The 19,598-nt window shown below is 61.6% G+C and carries 15 protein-coding genes; 9 read left to right on the forward strand and 6 right to left on the reverse strand.

Translation table 11 applies throughout. The features are described 5' to 3' along the window. Positions 1–3: 3 nt before the first annotated feature. From P3S72_RS11590 to mhpT, 5 genes are all read right to left on the reverse strand, one after another. Positions 4–855 carry a fumarylacetoacetate hydrolase family protein gene (locus P3S72_RS11590; protein ID WP_276197423.1) on the reverse strand — a complete coding sequence of 284 codons (852 nt, stop codon included), beginning with the start codon at positions 853–855 and terminating at the stop codon, positions 4–6. Positions 856–1,087: 232 nt separating this feature from the next. Then, positions 1,088–2,533 (reverse strand): carotenoid oxygenase family protein, encoded by a 1,446-nt coding sequence (locus P3S72_RS11595; RefSeq protein ID WP_276197424.1) that lies wholly within the window; start codon positions 2,531–2,533, stop codon positions 1,088–1,090. A 45-nt stretch (positions 2,534–2,578) separates the two neighbouring features. Continuing rightward, positions 2,579–3,760, reverse strand: coding sequence for an MFS transporter (locus tag P3S72_RS11600; protein ID WP_276197425.1), 1,182 nt, complete (start codon positions 3,758–3,760; stop codon positions 2,579–2,581). A 15-nt stretch (positions 3,761–3,775) separates the two neighbouring features. After that, positions 3,776–4,768, reverse strand: coding sequence for a transporter (locus tag P3S72_RS11605; protein WP_276197426.1), 993 nt, complete (start codon positions 4,766–4,768; stop codon positions 3,776–3,778). Between the two features lie 377 nt (positions 4,769–5,145). Then, on the reverse strand, positions 5,146–6,375 hold the full coding sequence (gene mhpT / locus P3S72_RS11610) for a 3-(3-hydroxy-phenyl)propionate transporter MhpT (RefSeq protein WP_276197427.1): 1,230 nt from the start codon (positions 6,373–6,375) through the stop codon (positions 5,146–5,148). Between the two features lie 310 nt (positions 6,376–6,685). On the opposite strand from mhpT, the gene P3S72_RS11615 reads away from it, so the two are divergent. Beyond that, positions 6,686–8,011: an OprD family porin gene (locus tag P3S72_RS11615; protein ID WP_276197428.1), complete on the forward strand. Its 1,326-nt coding sequence runs from the start codon at positions 6,686–6,688 to the stop codon at positions 8,009–8,011. 5 nt (positions 8,012–8,016) lie between these two features. On the opposite strand, the gene P3S72_RS11620 is transcribed toward P3S72_RS11615, so the two are convergent. Further along, positions 8,017–8,505 carry a MarR family transcriptional regulator gene (locus P3S72_RS11620; RefSeq protein ID WP_276197429.1) on the reverse strand — a complete coding sequence of 163 codons (489 nt, stop codon included), beginning with the start codon at positions 8,503–8,505 and terminating at the stop codon, positions 8,017–8,019. 213 nt (positions 8,506–8,718) lie between these two features. Here P3S72_RS11620 and P3S72_RS11625 point away from each other — a divergent pair, with 213 nt between their 5' ends. The 8 genes from P3S72_RS11625 to P3S72_RS11660 all read left to right on the forward strand — a co-directional run bounded on the left by P3S72_RS11625 (position 8,719) and on the right by P3S72_RS11660 (position 19,598). Beyond that, entirely contained in the window at positions 8,719–9,549 is an 831-nt protein-coding gene (locus tag P3S72_RS11625; protein WP_046483783.1) for a p-hydroxycinnamoyl CoA hydratase/lyase, read from the forward strand. Positions 9,550–9,658: 109 nt separating this feature from the next. Then, the gene (locus tag P3S72_RS11630; protein ID WP_276197430.1) at positions 9,659–11,107 is read left to right on the forward strand and encodes an aldehyde dehydrogenase; all 1,449 of its coding nucleotides are present in this window, start codon (positions 9,659–9,661) and stop codon (positions 11,105–11,107) included. A 127-nt stretch (positions 11,108–11,234) separates the two neighbouring features. Beyond that, entirely contained in the window at positions 11,235–13,118 is a 1,884-nt protein-coding gene (locus P3S72_RS11635) for a feruloyl-CoA synthase (RefSeq protein ID WP_276197431.1), read from the forward strand. Further along, entirely contained in the window at positions 13,115–14,356 is a 1,242-nt protein-coding gene (locus P3S72_RS11640; protein WP_276197432.1) for a thiolase family protein, read from the forward strand. Before P3S72_RS11635 ends, P3S72_RS11640 begins: the two co-directional genes overlap by 4 nt. Positions 14,357–14,398: 42 nt before the next feature. Beyond that, a complete protein-coding gene (locus tag P3S72_RS11645) occupies positions 14,399–16,153 on the forward strand; it encodes an acyl-CoA dehydrogenase family protein (RefSeq protein WP_276197433.1) in 1,755 nt (584 codons plus the stop codon). Between the two features lie 204 nt (positions 16,154–16,357). Beyond that, positions 16,358–17,341 carry a helix-turn-helix domain-containing protein gene (locus P3S72_RS11650; protein WP_276197434.1) on the forward strand — a complete coding sequence of 328 codons (984 nt, stop codon included), beginning with the start codon at positions 16,358–16,360 and terminating at the stop codon, positions 17,339–17,341. Between the two features lie 70 nt (positions 17,342–17,411). After that, on the forward strand, positions 17,412–18,344 hold the full coding sequence (locus P3S72_RS11655; RefSeq protein WP_276197435.1) for a transporter: 933 nt from the start codon (positions 17,412–17,414) through the stop codon (positions 18,342–18,344). A gap of 9 nt (positions 18,345–18,353) precedes the next feature. Then, entirely contained in the window at positions 18,354–19,598 is a 1,245-nt protein-coding gene (locus P3S72_RS11660; RefSeq protein WP_276197436.1) for an MFS transporter, read from the forward strand.

Below are 19,598 nucleotides of genomic sequence, written 5' to 3' on the forward strand. Positions count from 1 at the left end.
GGCTTACTGCTCATCGGCGATGCTGTTGCGCAGGATGCCGATGCCCGAGATCTCGACCTCGACGGTATCGCCGGGCTTCATCCATACCGGCGGTTCGCGGAAGGCGCCGACGCCACCGGTGGTGCCGCTGACAATCACATCGCCGGGCGCCAGTTCGGTGAAGGTGGAGCAGTATTCGATCAGGTGGCGCACGTCGAAAATCATGTCGCTGGTGCGGGTGTGTTGCATCACTTGGCCGTTCAGGCGCGTGGTCAATTCCAGGTCCTGCGGGTCGCCGATCTCATCACAGGTCACCAACCAGGGACCGAAGCCGCCGGTGTGCGGGAAGTTCTTGCCCGGCACGAACTGGATGGTGTGCTTCTGCCAGTCACGGACGCTGCCATCGTTGTAGCAGGCATAACCGGCCACATACTCCAGCGCATCCTCGGCCTTGACGTGGCGCGCGGTTTTGCCGATGACCACGGCGAGTTCGCCTTCGAAATCCAGCTTGTGCGAAGCCTTCGGACGAATGATCGGTTGCAGGTGCGCAACCTGGCTGTCGGCGAAACGCGTGAAAATCATCGGGTAGGTCGGCATTTCACGACCGGTTTCACGCACGTGGGTGGCGTAGTTGATGCCAATGCACAGCACTTTGCCCGGGTTCTCGATCACCGGCAGGAACGTTACGTCCGCCAATGCGACGCGTGGCAGCGGGGCCAGGACGGCCGGCGTCAGTTCACCCAGGCGATTGATGGCGATGGCCTGCTTGAGGTCGGTGCCAAAGGTGGTTTTGACCGATTCCAGGTCAATCACCTGATCAGCTTCAACCACGCCGTAGGTGGTACGGCCTTGAACGATAAAACTCGCGAATTTCATGAAGTGTCCTCTCGGAAAGGGGAGCGGGGATGGGCTGCAATGGACTTAATCTAGTCTTGCGAATTAATCCTGTAAAGTGAGATTTTTGTATAAATCCTGCATTTCGGAATAAGTATGATTTTTCTGTTCGGTGATCGGATCGCGGCCTGAAACGCCAAACAGCCCGTGCCATTCCAGCAAGTGGATGGCTACGGGCGTGGCGATTGGAGGAGGGGGGGAACGCTATGCCGCTTTAGCGCGGTGCCCAGCAGCCGTGCAGCGACATGCGCATACGGAATGGGACTTTGATGCGGGCGATGGGGCCGGCCGCCATGTCAGTGGCGTCCAGCACCACCAGCTCGCTGCGGCCTTCGGCAATGAGGTTGAGCAGGCAGACCACGTAGCCATCGCCTTCAGCGGCCTCAGCTGTGCGTGGAATGAAAATGGGTTCCTGAAAGCACCCGCTGTCACCGGGAAACCAGGCATCGGTGACGCCGGTTGTCAGGTTGATGTGCGCCAGCAGGTTAAAGAATTGAAACGGCATCGGTCCATTCGCCGAGTTATAGGGGCGCTGCGGATCAAAGGCGAGCAGGAATCCGTGTTCATACTTGCGACCTATGTAACGGTCATCGCAACGGGGAAATTCACAGGGATAGTCCGTCAGCGCCTGCGGTTGCAGTTCGTCCTGTGCGCTGCTCAGGTCAAAGACCCAGCGCATCAGGCTGGCCGCCAGGGTTTCCGGCGGCGGTACGAAACCGTCCGCCTGGGGGAAGAAGTAGAAGATGTTGCCGCCGGTGACCGGCATGTCCAGATAGACCTTACCGTCTTCGTCGAACGCATTCAGGGTATGGCCTTGGAAGCCGTCCTTGGGCCCTTTGAACCACCGCACGTCGCGCGCGTCGCCGTGGCGCGGCACCACGGCAAACAGTTGGGGCAGCTCTGGCTGCCACTGGAAATGCTGGCCGCCTTTTTTCATGCGCTCGACGTCCACCGTCAGGGGGATCAGCGGGAACACCACATAGTGCTCGGTGACCGCGAAGTCGTGGACCATAGCGGCGTAGGGCGCCTGGAACCAGATCTCGTGCAGCAGTTTGCCTTGCGGTGAAATTTCGAAATACGCCATGTCCGGTGTGCCGTCGCCTTTGGCTTCGTAGCTGAAGGCCAGCAGGTTTCCGGTCAGCGGGTCGAGCTTGGGATGGGCGGTGAAGGTGGCTGAGTCGATCTGCCCGTCGAAATTCCACTCGCCGAGGGTTTCCAGCGTCTGTGGGTCCAGCGCCCACGGCATGGCATCTTCCTTGAGTGCCAGCAGGACGTTGTTGTGCGGGATCACGGAGGTGTTTGCCGTGGTGTTGTTTTTTGCCGCCAGCGGGTCATTGGTGTAGGCATTGCGATAGACGCCGTTGAGCGAACGCCCTTCACGGCGCTGGGCGACCAACCGATCGGTGAGCACATAGCGCCGACGCAGCGAGACCCGGCCATCGGCAAAATAGAAGCCGCTGACCATGGCGTCGCCGTTGAAGAAAATATCGGTGCCCAGCATGGGCGGGTATTGCGGGTCCGGCGAGACTTGATAAAAGGTACCGCAGATCGCTTCAGGCACAACGCCTTCGATCTCCAGGTCGAACACCTCGCCCTCTACGCGGCTGGGGGCGTACAGCGCGCCGGAAAACTCGGGGGTTTGGGGAAATGGAATATTCATTGCGTCATCTCATTGATCCAGTGGGTTCACGTCAGGGCAGGGTATTCAGGCAGATTGCGGCGACAGGGCCGGTGTGCGCGGTTTGACGCCTCGACGAAAGCGCGCCACCACCAGGCACGAAATGATCAAGGCCACGACATACGCCGAGGCTGCCAGCCATCCCACCGCCCGAAAATGCCCTTCGCCGACCACCAGCGCGGCGCCAAACGGGCCCAGCCCTTGACCGACAAAAATCGCCGCATTGCCCAGGCCGGCCAATCGACCGGAAGGGTCCAGTTCGGCCGCCATCGACAGCAGGTAGGGCAGGCTGAAAAACCACACCATATGGATCAGGCACGCCGTGGCGGCAAACGCGACGGTACTGTCGCCGTAGACCATGACCAGGGTCGCCAGCAACGCAGTACCAAAGCTCAGCAGTTGCGGAAACAACAGACCCAGGCGGCGCCCCAATAGCCCGGAGAGCCCGGCGCCCAGAGCACCGGCAAGGATGCTGCCGCCGAGGATGGCGCCGATTTGCTGGGGTTCCAGGCCAATGCTTTTGCCAATGCGTTCCTGATACACCCACAGCGCGGAGTGCCCGAAAAACAACAGTGCAAACAGCATGATCAGCAGCACGGCGGTCAGCCCGAACGGCTGAGCCGCACCATGGGCGATGCGATGGGCATCGGGGTAGTGCCTGGGGATTTTCCAGCAACCCAGCGCCGCGAGCAGGCTGGTGATGGCCAGCAAGCAAAACGCGCCCTGCACACCAAACGCCTGCAAGAGCGTGGGCATGGACGTCACCAGCAGCATGCCCCAGAGCAGGTTACCGATATTGATCACGGCAAACGTCGCGTCTTTCGACCTGCGCAGCGCAGCGGTCGCATACACCACCGCCATGACCGCGCCACCGCTGGCGCCGCAGATGATCCTGAACACCACCAGCCAAGCCTGGCTGTGCAGTTGCGTGCTTGCCAGGTTGCCGGCTGCCAGGATCAGCAAGGCAACCAGCGCAAAGCGGCGGCGGTCGACCCGTGCCATAAACAGCGCACAGACGCCGCAAGCCATGGCCATCGCTATCAGCTCGGCGGCGAAGATCGCGCCGATGGCATTGAGCGGCAGCCCCAGTTGATCAATCAGCGCGCCGCCCAGGATCGGCTGGATCTGCAGCGTTCCCAGGGAAATGACCATCATCAGGCAAATAGCGCCCAGTGATTTCTTGCTGTCGATGGAGTCGAGCGCATTCATCACACATCACCTCAGTCAGAACTTGTGAACATAGCGGACTTGCACGGCGTAATCCGTTTTGCTGCGGTTTTCCACACCGGTCTCTTTATAGGTATTGAGCCAGAAGGCCTTGTCTTCGGTCATTTTCCAGAACAGGCCAGGGCCAATGCCGAGGACTTTTTCGCGAGAATTACTCAGGCGGTCGCCGTTGACCTGGTCATCCGAAATCTGCCTGAAGTAATAGCCGTTGATCCCGACTGAAACCTTCGGGAACACCTCATATGAAGCCGTAAAGTTGGCCCAGGCCGATTGCCCTGATTGGGTGTCGCGCACCGGCCGTCCTTCAAAAACCTGCGTCGAACTGCTTGCCGGGTCGTTGTTCTTGAAGTTGTACAAGTAATTCAGGCGCCAACTCACTTCCCAGCGCGGTGCCGGCATCAAGGTCGCGGCCCAGTAGGGGTTGAAGGAGAAGTAATTGGAGCCGGGATTCAAGTCCTTGTGTTTGTCGTACTTGCCGGTGGGCAGGATCGTATCGAACGCCACGCGCTGCACAAACACCGGCCGGCCTTCGGCGTTGACGATCGGATCGAACTGGATCTGCGGGCCGACGGTGACGTCACCCAGGCCGACGCCGTTGTCCTTGAGCTTGACGCCGTTGTCGCCAAAGTTTCCGTCCAGGGAGACCACCGGTACCAACAGGCTCCAGCCCAAGTGCGCGCCGCCGCCGATGGTGTCGGGTGAGTAATAGCTGAACTGGTTGATCAAGGTAATGACATTGATCTTCGGGTTATCGAAGTTGCGGTTGTCCTTGCCGCCATTGTCACGAATGCTGCTGGCCGTACTGAACTTCAGATAGGTCTGATGCGTCAGCCCGGGTGGTCCGGCGAACCCGTCGTAGAAGCTGGTGCCGCCTAGGTTGATGCCGCTGGGTTGGCTGACCGTGGGCGGTGGTGGGCCATCGGCGGCGTGCACGGTAAAGGCGATGAGGCTGAGTGCCAGGCAAGCCGGCAGGGATCGAGTCAAGTTCATTGCGATGGCTCTATTATTGGAATTGTGAGCGGGGGTTAACACCCCTGGCACTTCGACTGTAGTGCCCGGACACACGCAATGCTTGAGTGCAACGGCCAGATTTGACTGAGCGTGCCACCGGCAGGCGGTAAAACGCGCAGGCACTGGCGCCTGCGGTAGAGAGCGTGGTTGAGGCGGCGACTGGTTGACGCGGATCACCGACCCGAAGGGGGTGGGCACGCCGCCAATGAGCGTTGAAAAAAGGTCTGGGCCACTGGCCCAGACCTGCTCGACGTCATCTACTAGTAAAACGTCCTGTCGCTGAACGCTGACTGCGAGCAACCGGCTGATATCCGCACCGAGGGCAACCAACGGCTGCTCGATTGGCCACCCACATTCTAGGCTTTAGTGTGCCCGGCAGTGCCAAGTTCGGGCAGGTTCAGTGGCGCCTTACGCACCATGACGGTGATGATGGCCAGCGCCGCGATCGCCACCCCGGGGGAGGTCGCCAGCAGGACTCCCGTGGTGCCCGCACCTGCGGCGAGCAGTTGTCCAGCCGCCAGCGGTCCGGCCACCGAGCCCAGCCGGCCGATGGCCACGGCTGCACCGACGCCGGTGGCACGCACCGCCGTTGGATAGGAAGGCGGTGCCGACGCATAGAGCACCAACTGCGCGGCCATCACGAACAAGCCTGCGGCGAAACCCGCGATGGCCATGGGCACGATGCCCACCGACAGCCCGACCCCGGCCAAGGCGGCGAGCAACCCGGCATACACGAACAGCACCACTTTGAAGGGATTGCAGCGGTCCAGCAGGACACCGCCGAGCAGCGAGCCAAGGGCGCCGCCAATGTTGAACAGCATCTGCACCATGCCCGCCTGGGGTTTGCTGAAACCTTGTTCGAGCAACAACGACGGCAGCCAGTTCAGCAGCATGTACATCACGGTCAGGGTGAAGAAGTAGCTGAGCCACAACGCCAGTGTGGTGCGCGCGCGGCCTTCGCTGAACAGCGCCTGGCGGGTGGAGGGGCGAGCACTGAGGGTCTTGTCGAACTGTTGGCGAAAGGCGTTGGATTCAGGCAGCAGCAGGATCATCAAGGGCACGGCCAACAAGGGCGCCAGGCCGCCGATGATAAAGGTGGTCTGCCAGTGTTCACTGGAAAACATCGCCACCACCGCCGCCAATGCGCCGCCCAATGGCACGCCGCAGTACATGACACTGATGGCGGTGCCACGGTTGCGTTCGCTGGCCGCTTCGGCGCACAGGGCGATCAGGTTGGGTAGCGCGGCGCCCAGCCCCAGGCCGGTCAAAAAACGCACCAACAGCAGGCTCGAGTAGCTTTCGACAAACGCGGTGCAAAGGGAGAACAGCCCGAACAGCAGCACGGCGATCACCAGGATTTTCTTGCGCCCGATTCGGTCGGCGACCCAGCCGCCGAAGAACGCCCCCGGCAGGAGGCCAATGATCCCGATGCTGAATACCCAGCCGAGCATCTTTGGGTCCAGGGCAAAACTCTGACGCAACCCTGCGGCGGTGGTTCCGGCGGCTTGCAGATCGAACCCCTCGATCAGCGCAACGATAAAGCACAACGCGATAGTCAGCGTCGAACGACGCGATGGACTGTCCATGGGCAAACCTCATTGTTGTTGTTTTTGTTGTGGTGGCAAGCGCAAGTGGCTGCTGCGATTAAGATAACAAATATAACTAAAAAATGAATGGCGTATTAAAAATGCAAAAATCGATAAATAAGTACTTTAAATTCATAGTGTTGAGATATGTATCTGTGCTGATCTGAAAAGTAGATAGCTTTATTAATGTTCGATTATCGGTCATTTGCGGTTGACGAGCACCGTCGGCTGTTTCCATTCTCTGTTCGCGAAGCCGACTGGGCCGAGCGTGTGTCACCCCAAAAACAACAACAACAAATGGACAATGAACATGCCAAAACTCCCTATGAAGGACGCCGTTGCTGTGGCGTCCGTCTCCTGTGTGTCGAACCCCAAGCCGAGCCTGGTCATGGCGTTGCTGGCCTTGAGCGTGCTGCCCACCCAGCTGTGGGCGGCAGGGTTTGTCGACGACAGCCACGGCACCCTGACCCTGCGCAATTACTACCTGGACCGCGACTACAAGGACGACGGTGCGAAGACCGCTGCGCGGGAATGGGCTCAGGCGTTCATCCTCAACCTGGAATCGGGATACACCCCAGGGCCGGTGGGCTTTGGCCTGGATGTGCGCGGGCTGATGGGGGTCAAGCTCGACTCTTCGCCGGACCGCAGCGGCACCGAGTTGTTGCCGGTGTCGGCCAGCGACAAGCGTGCCGCCGATGAATACTCGCGCCTGGCGCCGACCGCCAAGCTGCGGTTTGCACAAACCACCGTGAAGACCGGTGACGTGTCGATCTTCCTGCCGTTCGCCTTTGCCAGCCCGTCGCGCCTGCTGCCGCAAACCTTTCGCGGCACCACCTTGAGCTCCAAGGATATCGACGGCCTGACCCTTAATACGGGCTACATCGACCGCATCAACAAGCGCGACTCCACCAACTACGAGGCCATGACCATCGCCTCGCCCAACCGGCGTTTCAATGCCACCGCCACCACCTCGCACCTGGCTTACGTCGGCGGTGACTACCAGGTCAACAAAGACCTCAGCCTGCGCGTCTATCACTCGCAGATCGCCGACCTCTACCAGCAGGACACCCTGGCGTTGCTGCACACTATGCCTCTGGGCGATGGCGTGCTCACCAGCGACCTGCGCAGTTTCTTCAGTCGCGAGGACGGCAGTGCCAAGGCGGGGAACGTGGATAACCGCAATCTCTCGGCGTTGTTTGGCTACCGCCTGGGCGGTCACAAATTCAGCCTGGGCTACATGCATTCCAGTGGCGAGACGGCCACGCCCTATATCTCGGGGACTGAGCTGATGGGCATGAGCGAACTGACCATGAGTTCGGACTTTCTCAATGCCAAGGAACGCACCTGGCAGGCGATCTACGACTATGACTTCGCGGCATCCGGTTTACCGGGCCTGAAGGGCCGGCTGCGTTATGTGCGCGGCGATAACATCGAGCTGGCGGCGTTCAATGCCGAGGATCGCAAGGAGCGCGAGTTCCAGATGGAACTGGGCTACGTGATCCAGAGCGGCCCGCTGAAGAACGTCGGGCTGATGGCGCGCAAGTCGATCTATCGCAATGACTTCCCGAGCGGCGCGGCGTTTCGCGATGAAAACCAGACCCGTTTCCTGGTGCTCTACACCGTGGCGCTCTGGTAGGCCTGTCAGTCCTGATACACCTTCTTCAGCAAGCGCAGCAGCTCTGCACGTTCTTGACCGTCCAGGGCTGCGGTGGCGTCAAGGTCACTCTGTGCGGCGATCTCTTTGAGCGTCTTGAGCAGGGTTTCGCCGGTCTTGCTAAGGAAGATCCCATACGAGCGCTTGTCCGGCTTGCAGCGCACACGCACGGCGAGGGCGCGGCTTTCCAGCTTGTTCAGCAGCGGCACCACCTGGGGCGGCTCAATCGCCAGGGCGCGGGCCAGGTCGGCCTGCATCAGGCCGGGATTCTGCTCGATGATCGCCAGGGCCGAGAACTGAGCAGGGCGCAGGTCGTGTTCGGAAAGTCGACCGATCAGGTTCTGGAACAGCTTGAGCTGGGCGCGACGCATGGCGTAACCGATCAGGTCGTCCAGGGCCGAATCCAGCGGCGCGCGCCCCTCGGTGGTGTCGGGCAGGGCCAGGTTGGCGTCGGCGAGGTTGGAAGGCTTGGCCATTGACAGTGCAATCCTCAGAAGGTGGAGGTTAAGAAAGCTATCTAGTTTGCCGAGGTTGGCGAGCCATGGCTATGCCGGCTTTTCATAACACCCGAGCAGCTTAGGTTTTACAGGGGCAGAATATTTGTTATCAAGGTTAATAGTTAATTGACATAACTATATTTGCGGTTTAATTTCGAATCATCTTCCAACCCAGAACAAGAGCGTACCGTCATGAGTAATTACGAAGGCCGTTGGACCACCGTCAAGGTTGAAATCGAGGAAGGCATTGCCTGGGTCATTCTCAATCGCCCGGAAAAACGCAACGCCATGAGCCCGACCCTGAACCGCGAAATGATCGACGTTCTGGAAACCCTGGAGCAGGACCCTGCCGCTGGCGTGCTGGTCTTGACCGGTGCCGGCGAAGCCTGGACCGCCGGCATGGACCTCAAGGAATACTTTCGCGAGGTGGATGCCGGCCCGGAAATCCTCCAGGAGAAAATCCGCCGCGAAGCCTCGCAATGGCAATGGAAACTGCTGCGCATGTACGCCAAGCCGACCATCGCCATGGTCAATGGCTGGTGCTTCGGCGGCGGCTTCAGCCCCTTGGTGGCGTGCGACCTGGCGATCTGTGCCGACGAAGCGACCTTCGGTCTCTCGGAAATCAACTGGGGCATCCCACCGGGCAACCTGGTGAGCAAGGCCATGGCCGACACCGTAGGCCATCGCCAATCGCTGTATTACATCATGACCGGCAAGACCTTCGGCGGGCAGAAGGCCGCCGAGATGGGCCTGGTCAACGAAAGCGTGCCGCTGGCCCAACTGCGCGAAGTGACGATTGAATTGGCGCGCAACCTGCTGGAGAAAAACCCGGTGGTGCTACGGGCGGCCAAGCATGGCTTCAAGCGTTGCCGCGAACTGACCTGGGAGCAGAACGAGGATTACCTCTACGCCAAGCTCGATCAGTCGCGTTTGCTCGACACCGAAGGCGGCCGCGAGCAGGGCATGAAGCAGTTCCTCGACGACAAGAGCATCAAACCCGGCCTGCAGACGTACAAGCGCTGAGGCTTGCCGGCGAATAGCGGGCCGCATCCCGCTGTTCGCGGCCTCACGCTGGCGCTACTGTGACATCGCTTGAATGCATTCCCCATAAAGACAATAAAGAGGAATCACCATGCTGGACGTGCCCCTGTTGATCGGCGGCCAGTCGTGCCCCGCCCGTGACGGTCGAACCTTTGAGCGTCGCAACCCGGTGACCGGTGAAGTGGTTTCGCGGGTTGCCGCCGCGACCCTGGAAGATGCCGACGCCGCCGTGGCGGCGGCCCAGGCGGCTTTCCCCGGCTGGGCCGCACTGGCGCCCAATGAACGCCGTACCCGCTTGCTCAACGCTGCCGAGCAATTGCAGGCGCGCAGCGCCGAATTCATCGCCGCCGCCGGCGAAACCGGCGCCATGGCCAACTGGTATGGCTTCAACGTGCGCCTGGCGGCCAACATGCTGCGTGAAGCGGCGTCGATGACCACCCAGATCACCGGTGAAGTGATCCCCTCCGATGTCCCCGGCAGTTTCGCCATGGCCCTGCGTCAGCCTTGCGGTGTGGTGCTGGGTATCGCGCCGTGGAATGCCCCGGTCATCCTCGCCACACGCGCCATCGCCATGCCGCTGGCCTGCGGTAATACCGTGGTGCTCAAGGCCTCGGAGCTGAGCCCGGCGGTGCATCGCCTGATTGGCCAGGTGTTGCAGGATGCCGGCCTGGGCGACGGTGTAGTCAACGTCATCAGCAATGCCCCGGCCGATGCCGCCGCGATTGTCGAACGGCTGATCGCCAACCCGGCCGTGCGCCGGGTCAACTTCACCGGCTCGACGCATGTCGGACGGATTGTCGGCGAACTCTCGGCGCGTCACCTCAAGCCGGCCTTGCTCGAGTTGGGCGGCAAGGCGCCGTTGCTGGTGCTCGACGACGCCGATCTGGATGCGGCGGTTGCCGCAGCGGCGTTTGGGGCCTATTTCAACCAGGGCCAGATTTGCATGTCCACCGAACGCCTGATTGTCGATGCCAAGGTCGCCGATGCGTTTATCGCCAAGCTGACCGCCAAGGTCGCCAGCCTGCGCGCGGGTGACCCCGCGGCGGCGGATTCGGTCTTGGGTTCGCTGGTGGACGCCAGTGCCGGCACACGCATCAAGGCGCTGATCGACGATGCCCTTGCCAAGGGCGCCCGGCTGGTCGCGGGCGGCCAGTTGGAGGGCAGCATCTTGCAGCCGACCCTGATCGATGGCGTCACCGAGCACATGCGCTTGTACCGCGAAGAATCCTTCGGCCCGGTGGCGGTGTTGCTGCGCGGTGACGGTGATGAAGCACTGCTGCGCCTGGCCAACGACTCCGAGTTCGGCCTGTCGGCGGCGATCTTCAGTCGCGACACCGGGCGTGCGCTGGCGTTGGCGCAGCGGGTGGAATCGGGCATTTGCCACATCAACGGCCCGACCGTGCATGACGAGGCGCAGATGCCCTTTGGCGGGGTCAAGTCCAGCGGTTACGGCAGCTTTGGCGGCAAGGCGTCGATTGAACACTTCACGCAATTGCGCTGGGTGACCTTGCAGAACGGGCCGCGGCATTACCCGATCTGAGTCGGCGGCGCCGCTTCGCGTTGGCCATACCTAACAATAACAAGGCGGCAGCCTCAGGCTGCCCAGCCGCGCCACGAGCCGCCCCCAACCGGGTGCCCGTAGACGTGCCTTGATGGAGGAGAACCCTGTGAGTTCCGAATTCAGACCGCAACCCCAGCCCGCGCCGCGTGCGCCGCGCTACCGCGAGGTGTCCATCGGTCATGCGCCGGTGGAGGTCACTGAAGAACAGGGCGTGCTGCATATGCGTTCCCTGGAGCCATTGGCCGAGTTGCCGGCGCGCTTGCTCGATCGTCTGGTGCATTGGGCCCGGGTGCGTCCCGAGCAGACCTTTATTGCCGCGCGCCAGGCCGATGGTGACTGGCGTCGCGTCAGCTACGCGCAGATGCTCGAGAGTGTGCGGGCGATTGCCCAGGGCCTGCTGAATTACGGCCTGTCGGCAGACAAGCCGCTGGCGTTGCTGTCGGGCAACGACATCGAGCATTTACAGGTGGCCCTCGGCGCCATGTACGCCGGTATCCCTTATTGCCCGGTGTCGCCGGCGTATTCGTTGTTGTCCCAGGACTTCGCCAAGCTGCGGCATGTCTGCGACCTGCTGCAACCAGGGCTGGTGTTTGTCAGCGATGCAGCGGCCTACCAGCGTGCGATCGACGCGGTATTGCCGGCCGAGACGCCGCTGATCAGCGTGCGTGGCCAGGTGCCCGGACGCGCCCAGGTCAGCTTCGCGAGCCTGTTGCAAACCCCAGGCGGCAGTGCGGCCGATCAGGCGTTCAATGCCACCGGCCCCGACAGCATCGCCAAGTTTCTGTTCACCTCGGGCTCGACCAAGTTGCCCAAGGCCGTGATTACCACGCAACGCATGCTCTGCGCCAACCAGCAAATGCTGTTGCAGACATTTCCGGTGTTCGGTGAAGAGCCACCGGTGTTGGTGGACTGGTTGCCGTGGAATCACACCTTCGGTGGCAGCCACAACGTCGGCATCGTGCTCTACAACGGTGGCACCTTTTACCTCGACGCTGGCAAGCCCACGGCCCAGGGGTTTGCCGAGACCCTGCGCAACCTCAAGGAGGTATCGCCCACGGCCTATCTGACGGTGCCCAAGGGCTGGGAAGAATTGGTCAGCGCCCTGGAGCAGGACGCCGAGTTGCGCGAGTGCTTTTTTGCGCGGATGAAATTGTTTTTCTTCGCCGCTGCCGGCCTTTCGCAAAGTGTCTGGGACCGCCTCGACCGTGTGGCCGAGCAGCACTGCGCAGAACGCATCCGCATGATGGCCGGGCTGGGCATGACCGAAGCCGCGCCGTCCTGCACCTTCACCACCGGGCCGTTGTCCATGGCCGGGTATATCGGTTTGCCCGCGCCGGGCTGCGAGGTGCGCCTGGTGCCGGTGGACGGCAAGTTCGAAGGGCGCTTTCGCGGGCCGCACATCATGCCGGGGTACTGGCGGGCGCCCGAGCAAACCGCCGAGGTGTTCGATGAGCAGGGGTTCTACTGTTCGGGTGACGCGATCAAGCTCGCCGATCCGAATCAGCCGCAACTGGGGCTGATGTTCGACGGGCGCATTGCCGAGGATTTCAAACTGTCCTCCGGGGTGTTTGTCAGCGTCGGTCCGTTGCGCAATCGTGCGGTGCTGGAAGGCTCGCCCTATGTGCAGGACCTGGTGATTACCGCGCCGGACCGCGAATGCCTGGGCGCCCTGGTCTTCCCCAGGCTCTACGAATGCCGCCGGCTGGCGGGCTTGAACCCCGACGCGAGCGACGCCGAAGTACTCGCCAGCGCGCCGGTGCGCGAGTGGTTCGGCGACTGGTTGCAGCGCCTCAATCGCGACGCCACCGGCAATGCCAGCCGTTTGGAATGGATTGCCTTGCTCGACGAGCCGGCGTCTATTGACCGTGGTGAAATTACCGACAAGGGCTCGATCAACCAGCGTGCGGTACTGCAATGGCGCGCGGCCAAGGTCGAGGCGCTGTATCGCGGTGAAGATGTTGCGATTCTGCGCGCCGAGCCCAGGCCTTGAGCGGCGTCGGGCAGTATTCGGCGTTTGCCGACGTGGCGATTTACGCGGCGGTACGCACGCCGTGGGTCGACCTTGGTGGCGCCCTGGCCCAGGTGTCGCCCATCGACCTGGGAATCAAGGTCGGCCGTGAAGTCCTGGCCCGTGCCGGTGTCGACCCGCTGGCGGTGGACAGCGTACTGGCTGGGTCCATGGCCCAGGCCAGCTTCGATGCGTATTTGCTGCCGCGACATGTCGGCTTGTACAGCGGCGTGGCGCAATCGGTTCCGGCGCTGGGGGTGCAGCGCATCTGCGCCACGGGCTTCGAGCTGTTGCGCCAGGCCGCTGAGCAACTGCGCGACGAGGTGCAACTGGCCTTGTGCGTGGCCAGTGAGTCCATGTCACGCAACCCGATTGCGGCCTACACCCACCGGGATGGGTTTCGTCTGGGTGGCGAGGTGCAATTCAAGGATTTTCTCTGGGAAGCCCTTTACGACCCGGCCCCGGGACTGGACATGATCGCCACCGCCGACCACCTGGCGCGCCGCTATGGCCTGAGCCGCGAGGCCGTGGACCGTTACGCCTGCGAGAGCCATCAACGCGCATTGCAGGCGCAGCGTGACGGCGCTTGGGCTGAAGAGATCGTGACGGTCGATAACCAAGTGTTCGAGCTTGAGGGGTACCAGCCGCGAGGCATCAGCCTGGCGCGCCGGGCCGCTGCCGTCACCCAGGACAGCCACCCACTGCCCACCGACCTGGCGGCGCTGTCGCGCTTGCGCGCCGTGCATGCCAATGGGGTGCAAACCGCCGGCAACAGCTGCGCGGTGGTTGATGGCGCGGCGGCGGCTCTGGTCGGGCGCGCTTCGGCCTGCACGCGTCCGGCCCTGGCCCAACTGCTGGCCAGCGCGGTGGTCGGCGTGGCGCCGGAGTTCATGGGCATCGGCCCGGCACCGGCGATCCGTCTGCTGCTGCAGCGCAGCGGGTTGAGCCTGGATGAGATCGGCCGTTTCGAGATCAACGAAGCGCAGTCGGCCCAGGTATTGGCAGTGGCCCAGGAGCTGCAGCTCGACAACGCTCGGCTCAACGTCCAGGGCGGTTCGCTGGCGGTGGGGCATCCACTGGCCGCCACCGGCCTGCGCTTGGTCATGACGCTGGCCCGGCAATTGCGCCGGCACAACCTGCGCTACGGGATTGCCGCTGCGTGTGTCGGCGGTGGGCAAGGCATGGCGTTGTTGATCGAGAACCCGGCCTATCGCGGTTGAGCGTTCAACGGTGTAACTCCTTTTTATTCGATGAGGTTTGCCATGTGGAGCTATCAGGCGCCGCTGCGCGATATGCAATTTGTGCTTGAACATTGGCTGCAAGCCCCCGAGGCGTGGAGCCAATGTTCGGCGTTCGAGACGTTGGACATGTCACTCGCCGTGCAGGTGTTGGAGGAAGCGGCGCGCTTCAGTCAGCGGGTGCTGGCGCCCCTGAACGGCAGCGGCGATCGTCAAGGCTGCCGCTGGAACGCCGGCCAGGTCAGCACGCCAGACGGTTTCGCCGAGGCCTATCGCGCCTATGTCGACGGTGGCTGGCCTGCCTTGGCGTGCGCCGAAGAGCAGGGCGGCCAAGGGTTGCCGCAACTGCTCGACGCGGCGCTGCAAGAGATGCTCTACGCCAGCAATCATGCGTGGGCCATGTACACCGGGATCGCCCACGGCGCCTACCTCTGCCTCAAGACCCATGCCGCGCCCTGGTTGCAGGCGCGCTACTTGCCCGAGATCGTCAGTGGGCATGCCTTACCCACCATGTGCCTGACCGAGCCCCAGGCCGGCAGCGATGTCGGGCTGCTGCGCTGTCGCGCGACCCCCGAGGGCGACGGCCGTTATCGCCTGCAGGGCAACAAACTGTTTATCTCCGGCGGCGAGCACGACCTCACGGCCAATATCCTGCACCTGGTGCTGGCGCGCCTGCCCGATGCGCCGCCGGGCAGTCGTGGCCTTTCACTGTTCCTGGTGCCCAAGCTGCTGGACGATGGCCAGGCCAACGGTGTGCATTGCGACGGTATTGAACACAAGATGGGCATCAAGGGCAGCGCCACGTGCTCCCTGGTGTTCGACGCCGCCCAAGGCTGGCTGATCGGCGACGCCAACCGTGGCTTGGCGGCGATGTTCGTGATGATGAATTCGGCGCGCCTGCATGTCGGCCTGCAAGGCCTGGGGCATGTCGAGGCGGCTTGGCAGAACGCCCGCCAATACGCCGCCGAGCGCGTGCAAATGCGCGCGCCAGCAAGGCCGCAAGGGGTGCCTGCGCAAGCGGCTGACCCCATCCTTTATCACCCGGCCATGCGCCGCGTGTTGCTGGAGTTGCGCACAGCCAGCGAGGGGATGCGCGCCATCGGCTATTGGGCCGCGCATTTGCTCGATCAGGCCGAGCATGATCCCAACCCGCAGGCGCGGGAGCGCGCCGGCCAATTGGCGCAGTTGCTGACGCCGATCATCAAGGCGTTTTTCACCGAACAGGGGTTTCGTCAGGCGAGCAATGCGTTGCAGGTCTTCGGCGGTTACGGCTATGTCGCCGAGTTCGCCATCGAGCAAACGCTGCGCGACAGTCGCATCGCGATGATCTATGAGGGCAGCAACGAGATCCAGGCCAATGACCTGCTGCTGCGCAAGGTGCTGGGGGATGAGGGACGTGCCTTCGGCCTGCTGCTGGCAGTGCTGCGCGACGAGGCCGGGCAGGGCGGCCAATGCGCCGCGTGTGCAGGTTTCGCCCAGGCGCTGGACACCCTGTGTGACGCGCTGGCCAGTGTGGTCGAGGCCATCCGTGAACGGTCGCGGGAGGACAGCGAGTACCCCTATCGGGCCGCGCCGGACTTTCTCCAGTTATGTGGCGTGGCCCTGCTGGCCCTGGCATGGGCGCGGGCCGCACGGGTTTCCAGGGCATTGCCCGAAGACGATCCGTTGCGCGCCGCCAAGCTGCAAAGCGCCGGGTTCTTTTTCAACTATCTGCCGTCTCGGGTAGCGCAGTATCGGGTGGCGATAGAGAACGCCTGCGAAGCGCTACCGTTTGTATGAAGGGAGCTGCGCCACGTTCCCGGTGGCGCATTCCACCGCCAGTCAGCGTATCAGCGGTAATACCCGATACAAAATACCCTGTGCACGTTAAGCCGAGCAGCGTGGACTATCCCATTTTGGCACAAGTGAAGGTTCACAGGACCGTTCGGAATGGCGCTTGCATAGGGTAGGGATGCAAGCTCCTGAACTGGTAAGGGTTGGGTCATGAACAATAATAATTTGCTGATTTCGGCGCCCTCAATGCCTGTATTACCCATCCATCGTTTTATCGCGAGTGACATTGATGAGCACGCGCAGAACATGGCGGGGTGGCAAGTTCGCTACGATCAACTGACCCCCGGGCGCTTCGAGGGTGAGCTGATTGAGTTTCGTGCAGACTGGATGCAACTGGTGCGAGACCGCTCTAATCAGGCCATGACCAAAAGCGGCGTGGCCTGGAAAGGCGCTATTACCTTCAGCATACCGTTGAGTGCTCATGGCCCGGTTTTTTGCTCTGGGCATCCGATTCACGAGCCCAGCATGTTGGTCGCCCACGGTGACAATCTTCCTGAATTGAGCACGCCGCAGCATCTGGACTTGCTGGGTGTGGCGATTGATGAGCGCACGCTTGAGCAGGTGCTTGAGCGCCAGGGTAGTCACTTTCGAATTACCGATCTTCCCAAGTGTTACCGCTTGGGCAACTCAACTGTTCGAACAGAACTTGCTATGTTGTTCGAGGAGCTTACGAGCAGTGATCAGGCGCATGATGTGCTGCTCGGCTATGACTCTATCCGCCGGGGTATTCGTGATGTAGTCATGCTGCATGTGCTTGAGCTGGTTGCACCGGATCACGCGCCGCCACTTAACCCCACGGCGCGCAAACGGATGGTCGACCGGGCGCGTGAGTATGCGCTGTCTCATGTCGACGAGCCGTTGTCGATCCTTGACCTGTGTAATCACATCGGCGCCAGTCGCCGTAAACTTCAATACTGTTTCCAGGAAACCCTGGGGATCAATCCGGTGGCCTATCTGCGTGCATTGCGCCTCAATGCGGTGCGTCGTGAACTGCGAACGAGCACTCAACTTCATGGCGTCCAGCAAGTCGCCGCACGTTGGGGATTCTGGCACTTGAGCCGGTTTTCCAGTGACTACCGAATTATGTTCGGAGAAAACCCTTCACAGACATTGCGCCGCACTCAACTCTGCTGAAATCGGATAACAAGTTAAAGGTTTCGCTTACTAGGATGACTCCTACACCAATGGGGTGGGAGGGCATTCGATGAACCATAAAAACAACGCAAGCATCAGACAATTTACGTTGATCACTTTGGGGCTGGTGGGTTTGTGCACCAGTGCTCATGGCACTGAAAACGGCTCTCCGACCACCGCCGTCGGCGTTTATGATTTTGGTGCGGGAATGTCGCCCCCGGCGACGCCGTTCGGCACGCTTGGTCTGCGAACCGGGTTCTACTCGACCAATGTTCAGAAGGACCGTGAAGGGCGCTCAGTCGATAACCATTTTTCCTTGGACGTGCTGTCCATCGGCGTCGCCTATATGCGCATGACGGATAACACTGTCCTGGGCGCCAAGTATGGGTTTGGCGTTATCGTGCCGTTCTTCAAAATGGACGCTTCGATCAAAGTGCCCACGCCTGCAGGGCCGCTGAGTCTGGAAGCCGACCCGTTCCGTTTGGCCGATGTGCAGTTTCTGCCATTGATCCTGCAATGGAACGTGTCGCCGAACCTGTTCATCAATACGCAGTTCCAAATTCAGGCGCCTACCGGTGACTACGACAAGAACCGTTTGGTGTCCCCGGGCCTGAATCACTGGACCTTCTCGCCAATAGTTAACGCCACCTATATCAGCGACAGCGGCTTCGAAGTGTCTTCAAGCTTTGAAGCCGACATCAATACACGTAACAACGCCACCGATTACAAAAACGGTATTGAGTACCGGCACGAATTTGCGGTGGGCCAGCACGTAGGGCCATGGACGGTGGGGCTGGGTGGCTACTACTACCGCCAGTTCACTGATGACAATGCACCCGGCCTGGAAACGGGAAATCGCGCGCGTGTGCTGGCTGTGGGCCCTGCCGTCAGTTACTTCAAGCCCGGGCTGCCACCTGTCTGGCTCCACGCCTACAAAGAGTTCGACGCGCAAAACCGTGCCCAGGGCTATACCGTGGCGTTGCGTGTTTCTCAAAGTTTTTGAGGAGGTGCTATGAATCAATCACACGCTGTTTCACCCGCGCCCCTGTCTTCGCCGCGTCAAGCCACTGGGCGACGTGAGGGGCTGGTACTGATGCTTGGCAGCAGCCTGACCATCATGGGGTCGGTGATGGTTGCGCCGATCCTGCCCAAGCTCGGCGCCGAGTTTGGCCCCCTTAACCCCCAGGCGGGTTTACTGGTGCCGCTGGCGATCACTGGACCGGCATTGGCCATCGCTTTGTGCGCCCCCTTGGCTGGCTGGTTAGCCGATCGGGTCGGACGCAAGGCGTTACTTGTGATCGCAACCCTGCTGTATGCCTTGCTGGGTGCGGTGCCGGCAGTCCTGGATAACTTGTCGGCCATTGTGGGTGTACGCCTGCTGTTTGGCTGCGCCGAAGCGGCGGTGATGACCTGTTGCGCCACGTTGATTGCAGACTATTGGCAGGGCGAGGAACGGCTGCGCTATGTCAATCGCCAAGTGGTGACCATTGGCCTGGTGGGTTCGCTGTTTTTTGTCGTCGGCGGGGCGTTGGGCGAGCACTCCTGGCGGCTCCCGTTCTTGCTCTACTTGCTGCCGCTGCTGTTGGTGCCGGTGATGATGAACGTGTTGTGGGAACCTGCGACTGGTAAACAACAGTTCGAGGAGCCCGATACAGGAAAGGTCGCTGTGGTGCCATTGATCATCGGATACATGCTGATCCTCAGCGGGATGGTGTTGAGTTTTATCGTACCGATTCAGGCCCCTGTTCTGTTGGTCAGTCTGGGCGTCACCTCGAGCACGTTGATCGGGCTGTCGGCAGGATTGAGCCTGCTGGCAACGTTGGGCGGGTCGTTGATGTGGCCGCTGTTGCGCCGACGTATCGGTGTCGCTGGTTGCAATGCGTTGTTGCTGGCAATGCTGGGGCTCGGGCTATGGCTGCTGATGCGCGCGCAAAGCTACAACGAGGTGTTGGTGGCAGTGCTCATCCACGGTCTGGGTGCCGGGCTTTTGGTGCCCAATGCGATGGCCCCCGTGATGAATGCCCTGACTGCCAAAACCCGCGGGCGCGGGTTGGGTGGGTTCACTGCCTTTCTGTATTTTGGCCAATTTGTCAGCCCGCTGGTGGTGGCACTGATCAGTGCTTTTGCGGGTGACCTGCGTCATTCGATCCAGTGGTTGGCGGTCGCCAGCTTTGCCTCAGCATTGTTTTGGGCACTGGCCGGCGCGCAGGCGCGACGTAAAACCATTGTCACTGTTGGCGGATCAAGTCATTCGTAA

It is taken from the genome of Pseudomonas sp. D3, assembly GCF_029320995.1.
GTDB lineage: Bacteria > Pseudomonadota > Gammaproteobacteria > Pseudomonadales > Pseudomonadaceae > Aquipseudomonas > Aquipseudomonas paraveronii.

What these genes read in the sequence shown, in the direction of transcription:
- P3S72_RS11590 (WP_276197423.1), bottom strand. Translation starts at nt 855, where the DNA reads ATGAAATTCGCGAGTTTTATCGTTCAAGGCCGTACCACCTACGGCGTG.
- P3S72_RS11595 (WP_276197424.1), bottom strand. Translation starts at nt 2,533, where the DNA reads ATGAATATTCCATTTCCCCAAACCCCCGAGTTTTCCGGCGCGCTGTAC.
- P3S72_RS11600 (WP_276197425.1), bottom strand. Translation starts at nt 3,760, where the DNA reads ATGAATGCGCTCGACTCCATCGACAGCAAGAAATCACTGGGCGCTATT.
- P3S72_RS11605 (WP_276197426.1), bottom strand. Translation starts at nt 4,768, where the DNA reads ATGAACTTGACTCGATCCCTGCCGGCTTGCCTGGCACTCAGCCTCATC.
- mhpT (WP_276197427.1), bottom strand. Translation starts at nt 6,375, where the DNA reads ATGGACAGTCCATCGCGTCGTTCGACGCTGACTATCGCGTTGTGCTTT.
- P3S72_RS11615 (WP_276197428.1), top strand. Translation starts at nt 6,686, where the DNA reads ATGCCAAAACTCCCTATGAAGGACGCCGTTGCTGTGGCGTCCGTCTCC.
- P3S72_RS11620 (WP_276197429.1), bottom strand. Translation starts at nt 8,505, where the DNA reads ATGGCCAAGCCTTCCAACCTCGCCGACGCCAACCTGGCCCTGCCCGAC.
- P3S72_RS11625 (WP_046483783.1), top strand. Translation starts at nt 8,719, where the DNA reads ATGAGTAATTACGAAGGCCGTTGGACCACCGTCAAGGTTGAAATCGAG.
- P3S72_RS11630 (WP_276197430.1), top strand. Translation starts at nt 9,659, where the DNA reads ATGCTGGACGTGCCCCTGTTGATCGGCGGCCAGTCGTGCCCCGCCCGT.
- P3S72_RS11645 (WP_276197433.1), top strand. Translation starts at nt 14,399, where the DNA reads ATGTGGAGCTATCAGGCGCCGCTGCGCGATATGCAATTTGTGCTTGAA.
- P3S72_RS11650 (WP_276197434.1), top strand. Translation starts at nt 16,358, where the DNA reads ATGAACAATAATAATTTGCTGATTTCGGCGCCCTCAATGCCTGTATTA.
- P3S72_RS11655 (WP_276197435.1), top strand. Translation starts at nt 17,412, where the DNA reads ATGAACCATAAAAACAACGCAAGCATCAGACAATTTACGTTGATCACT.
- P3S72_RS11660 (WP_276197436.1), top strand. Translation starts at nt 18,354, where the DNA reads ATGAATCAATCACACGCTGTTTCACCCGCGCCCCTGTCTTCGCCGCGT.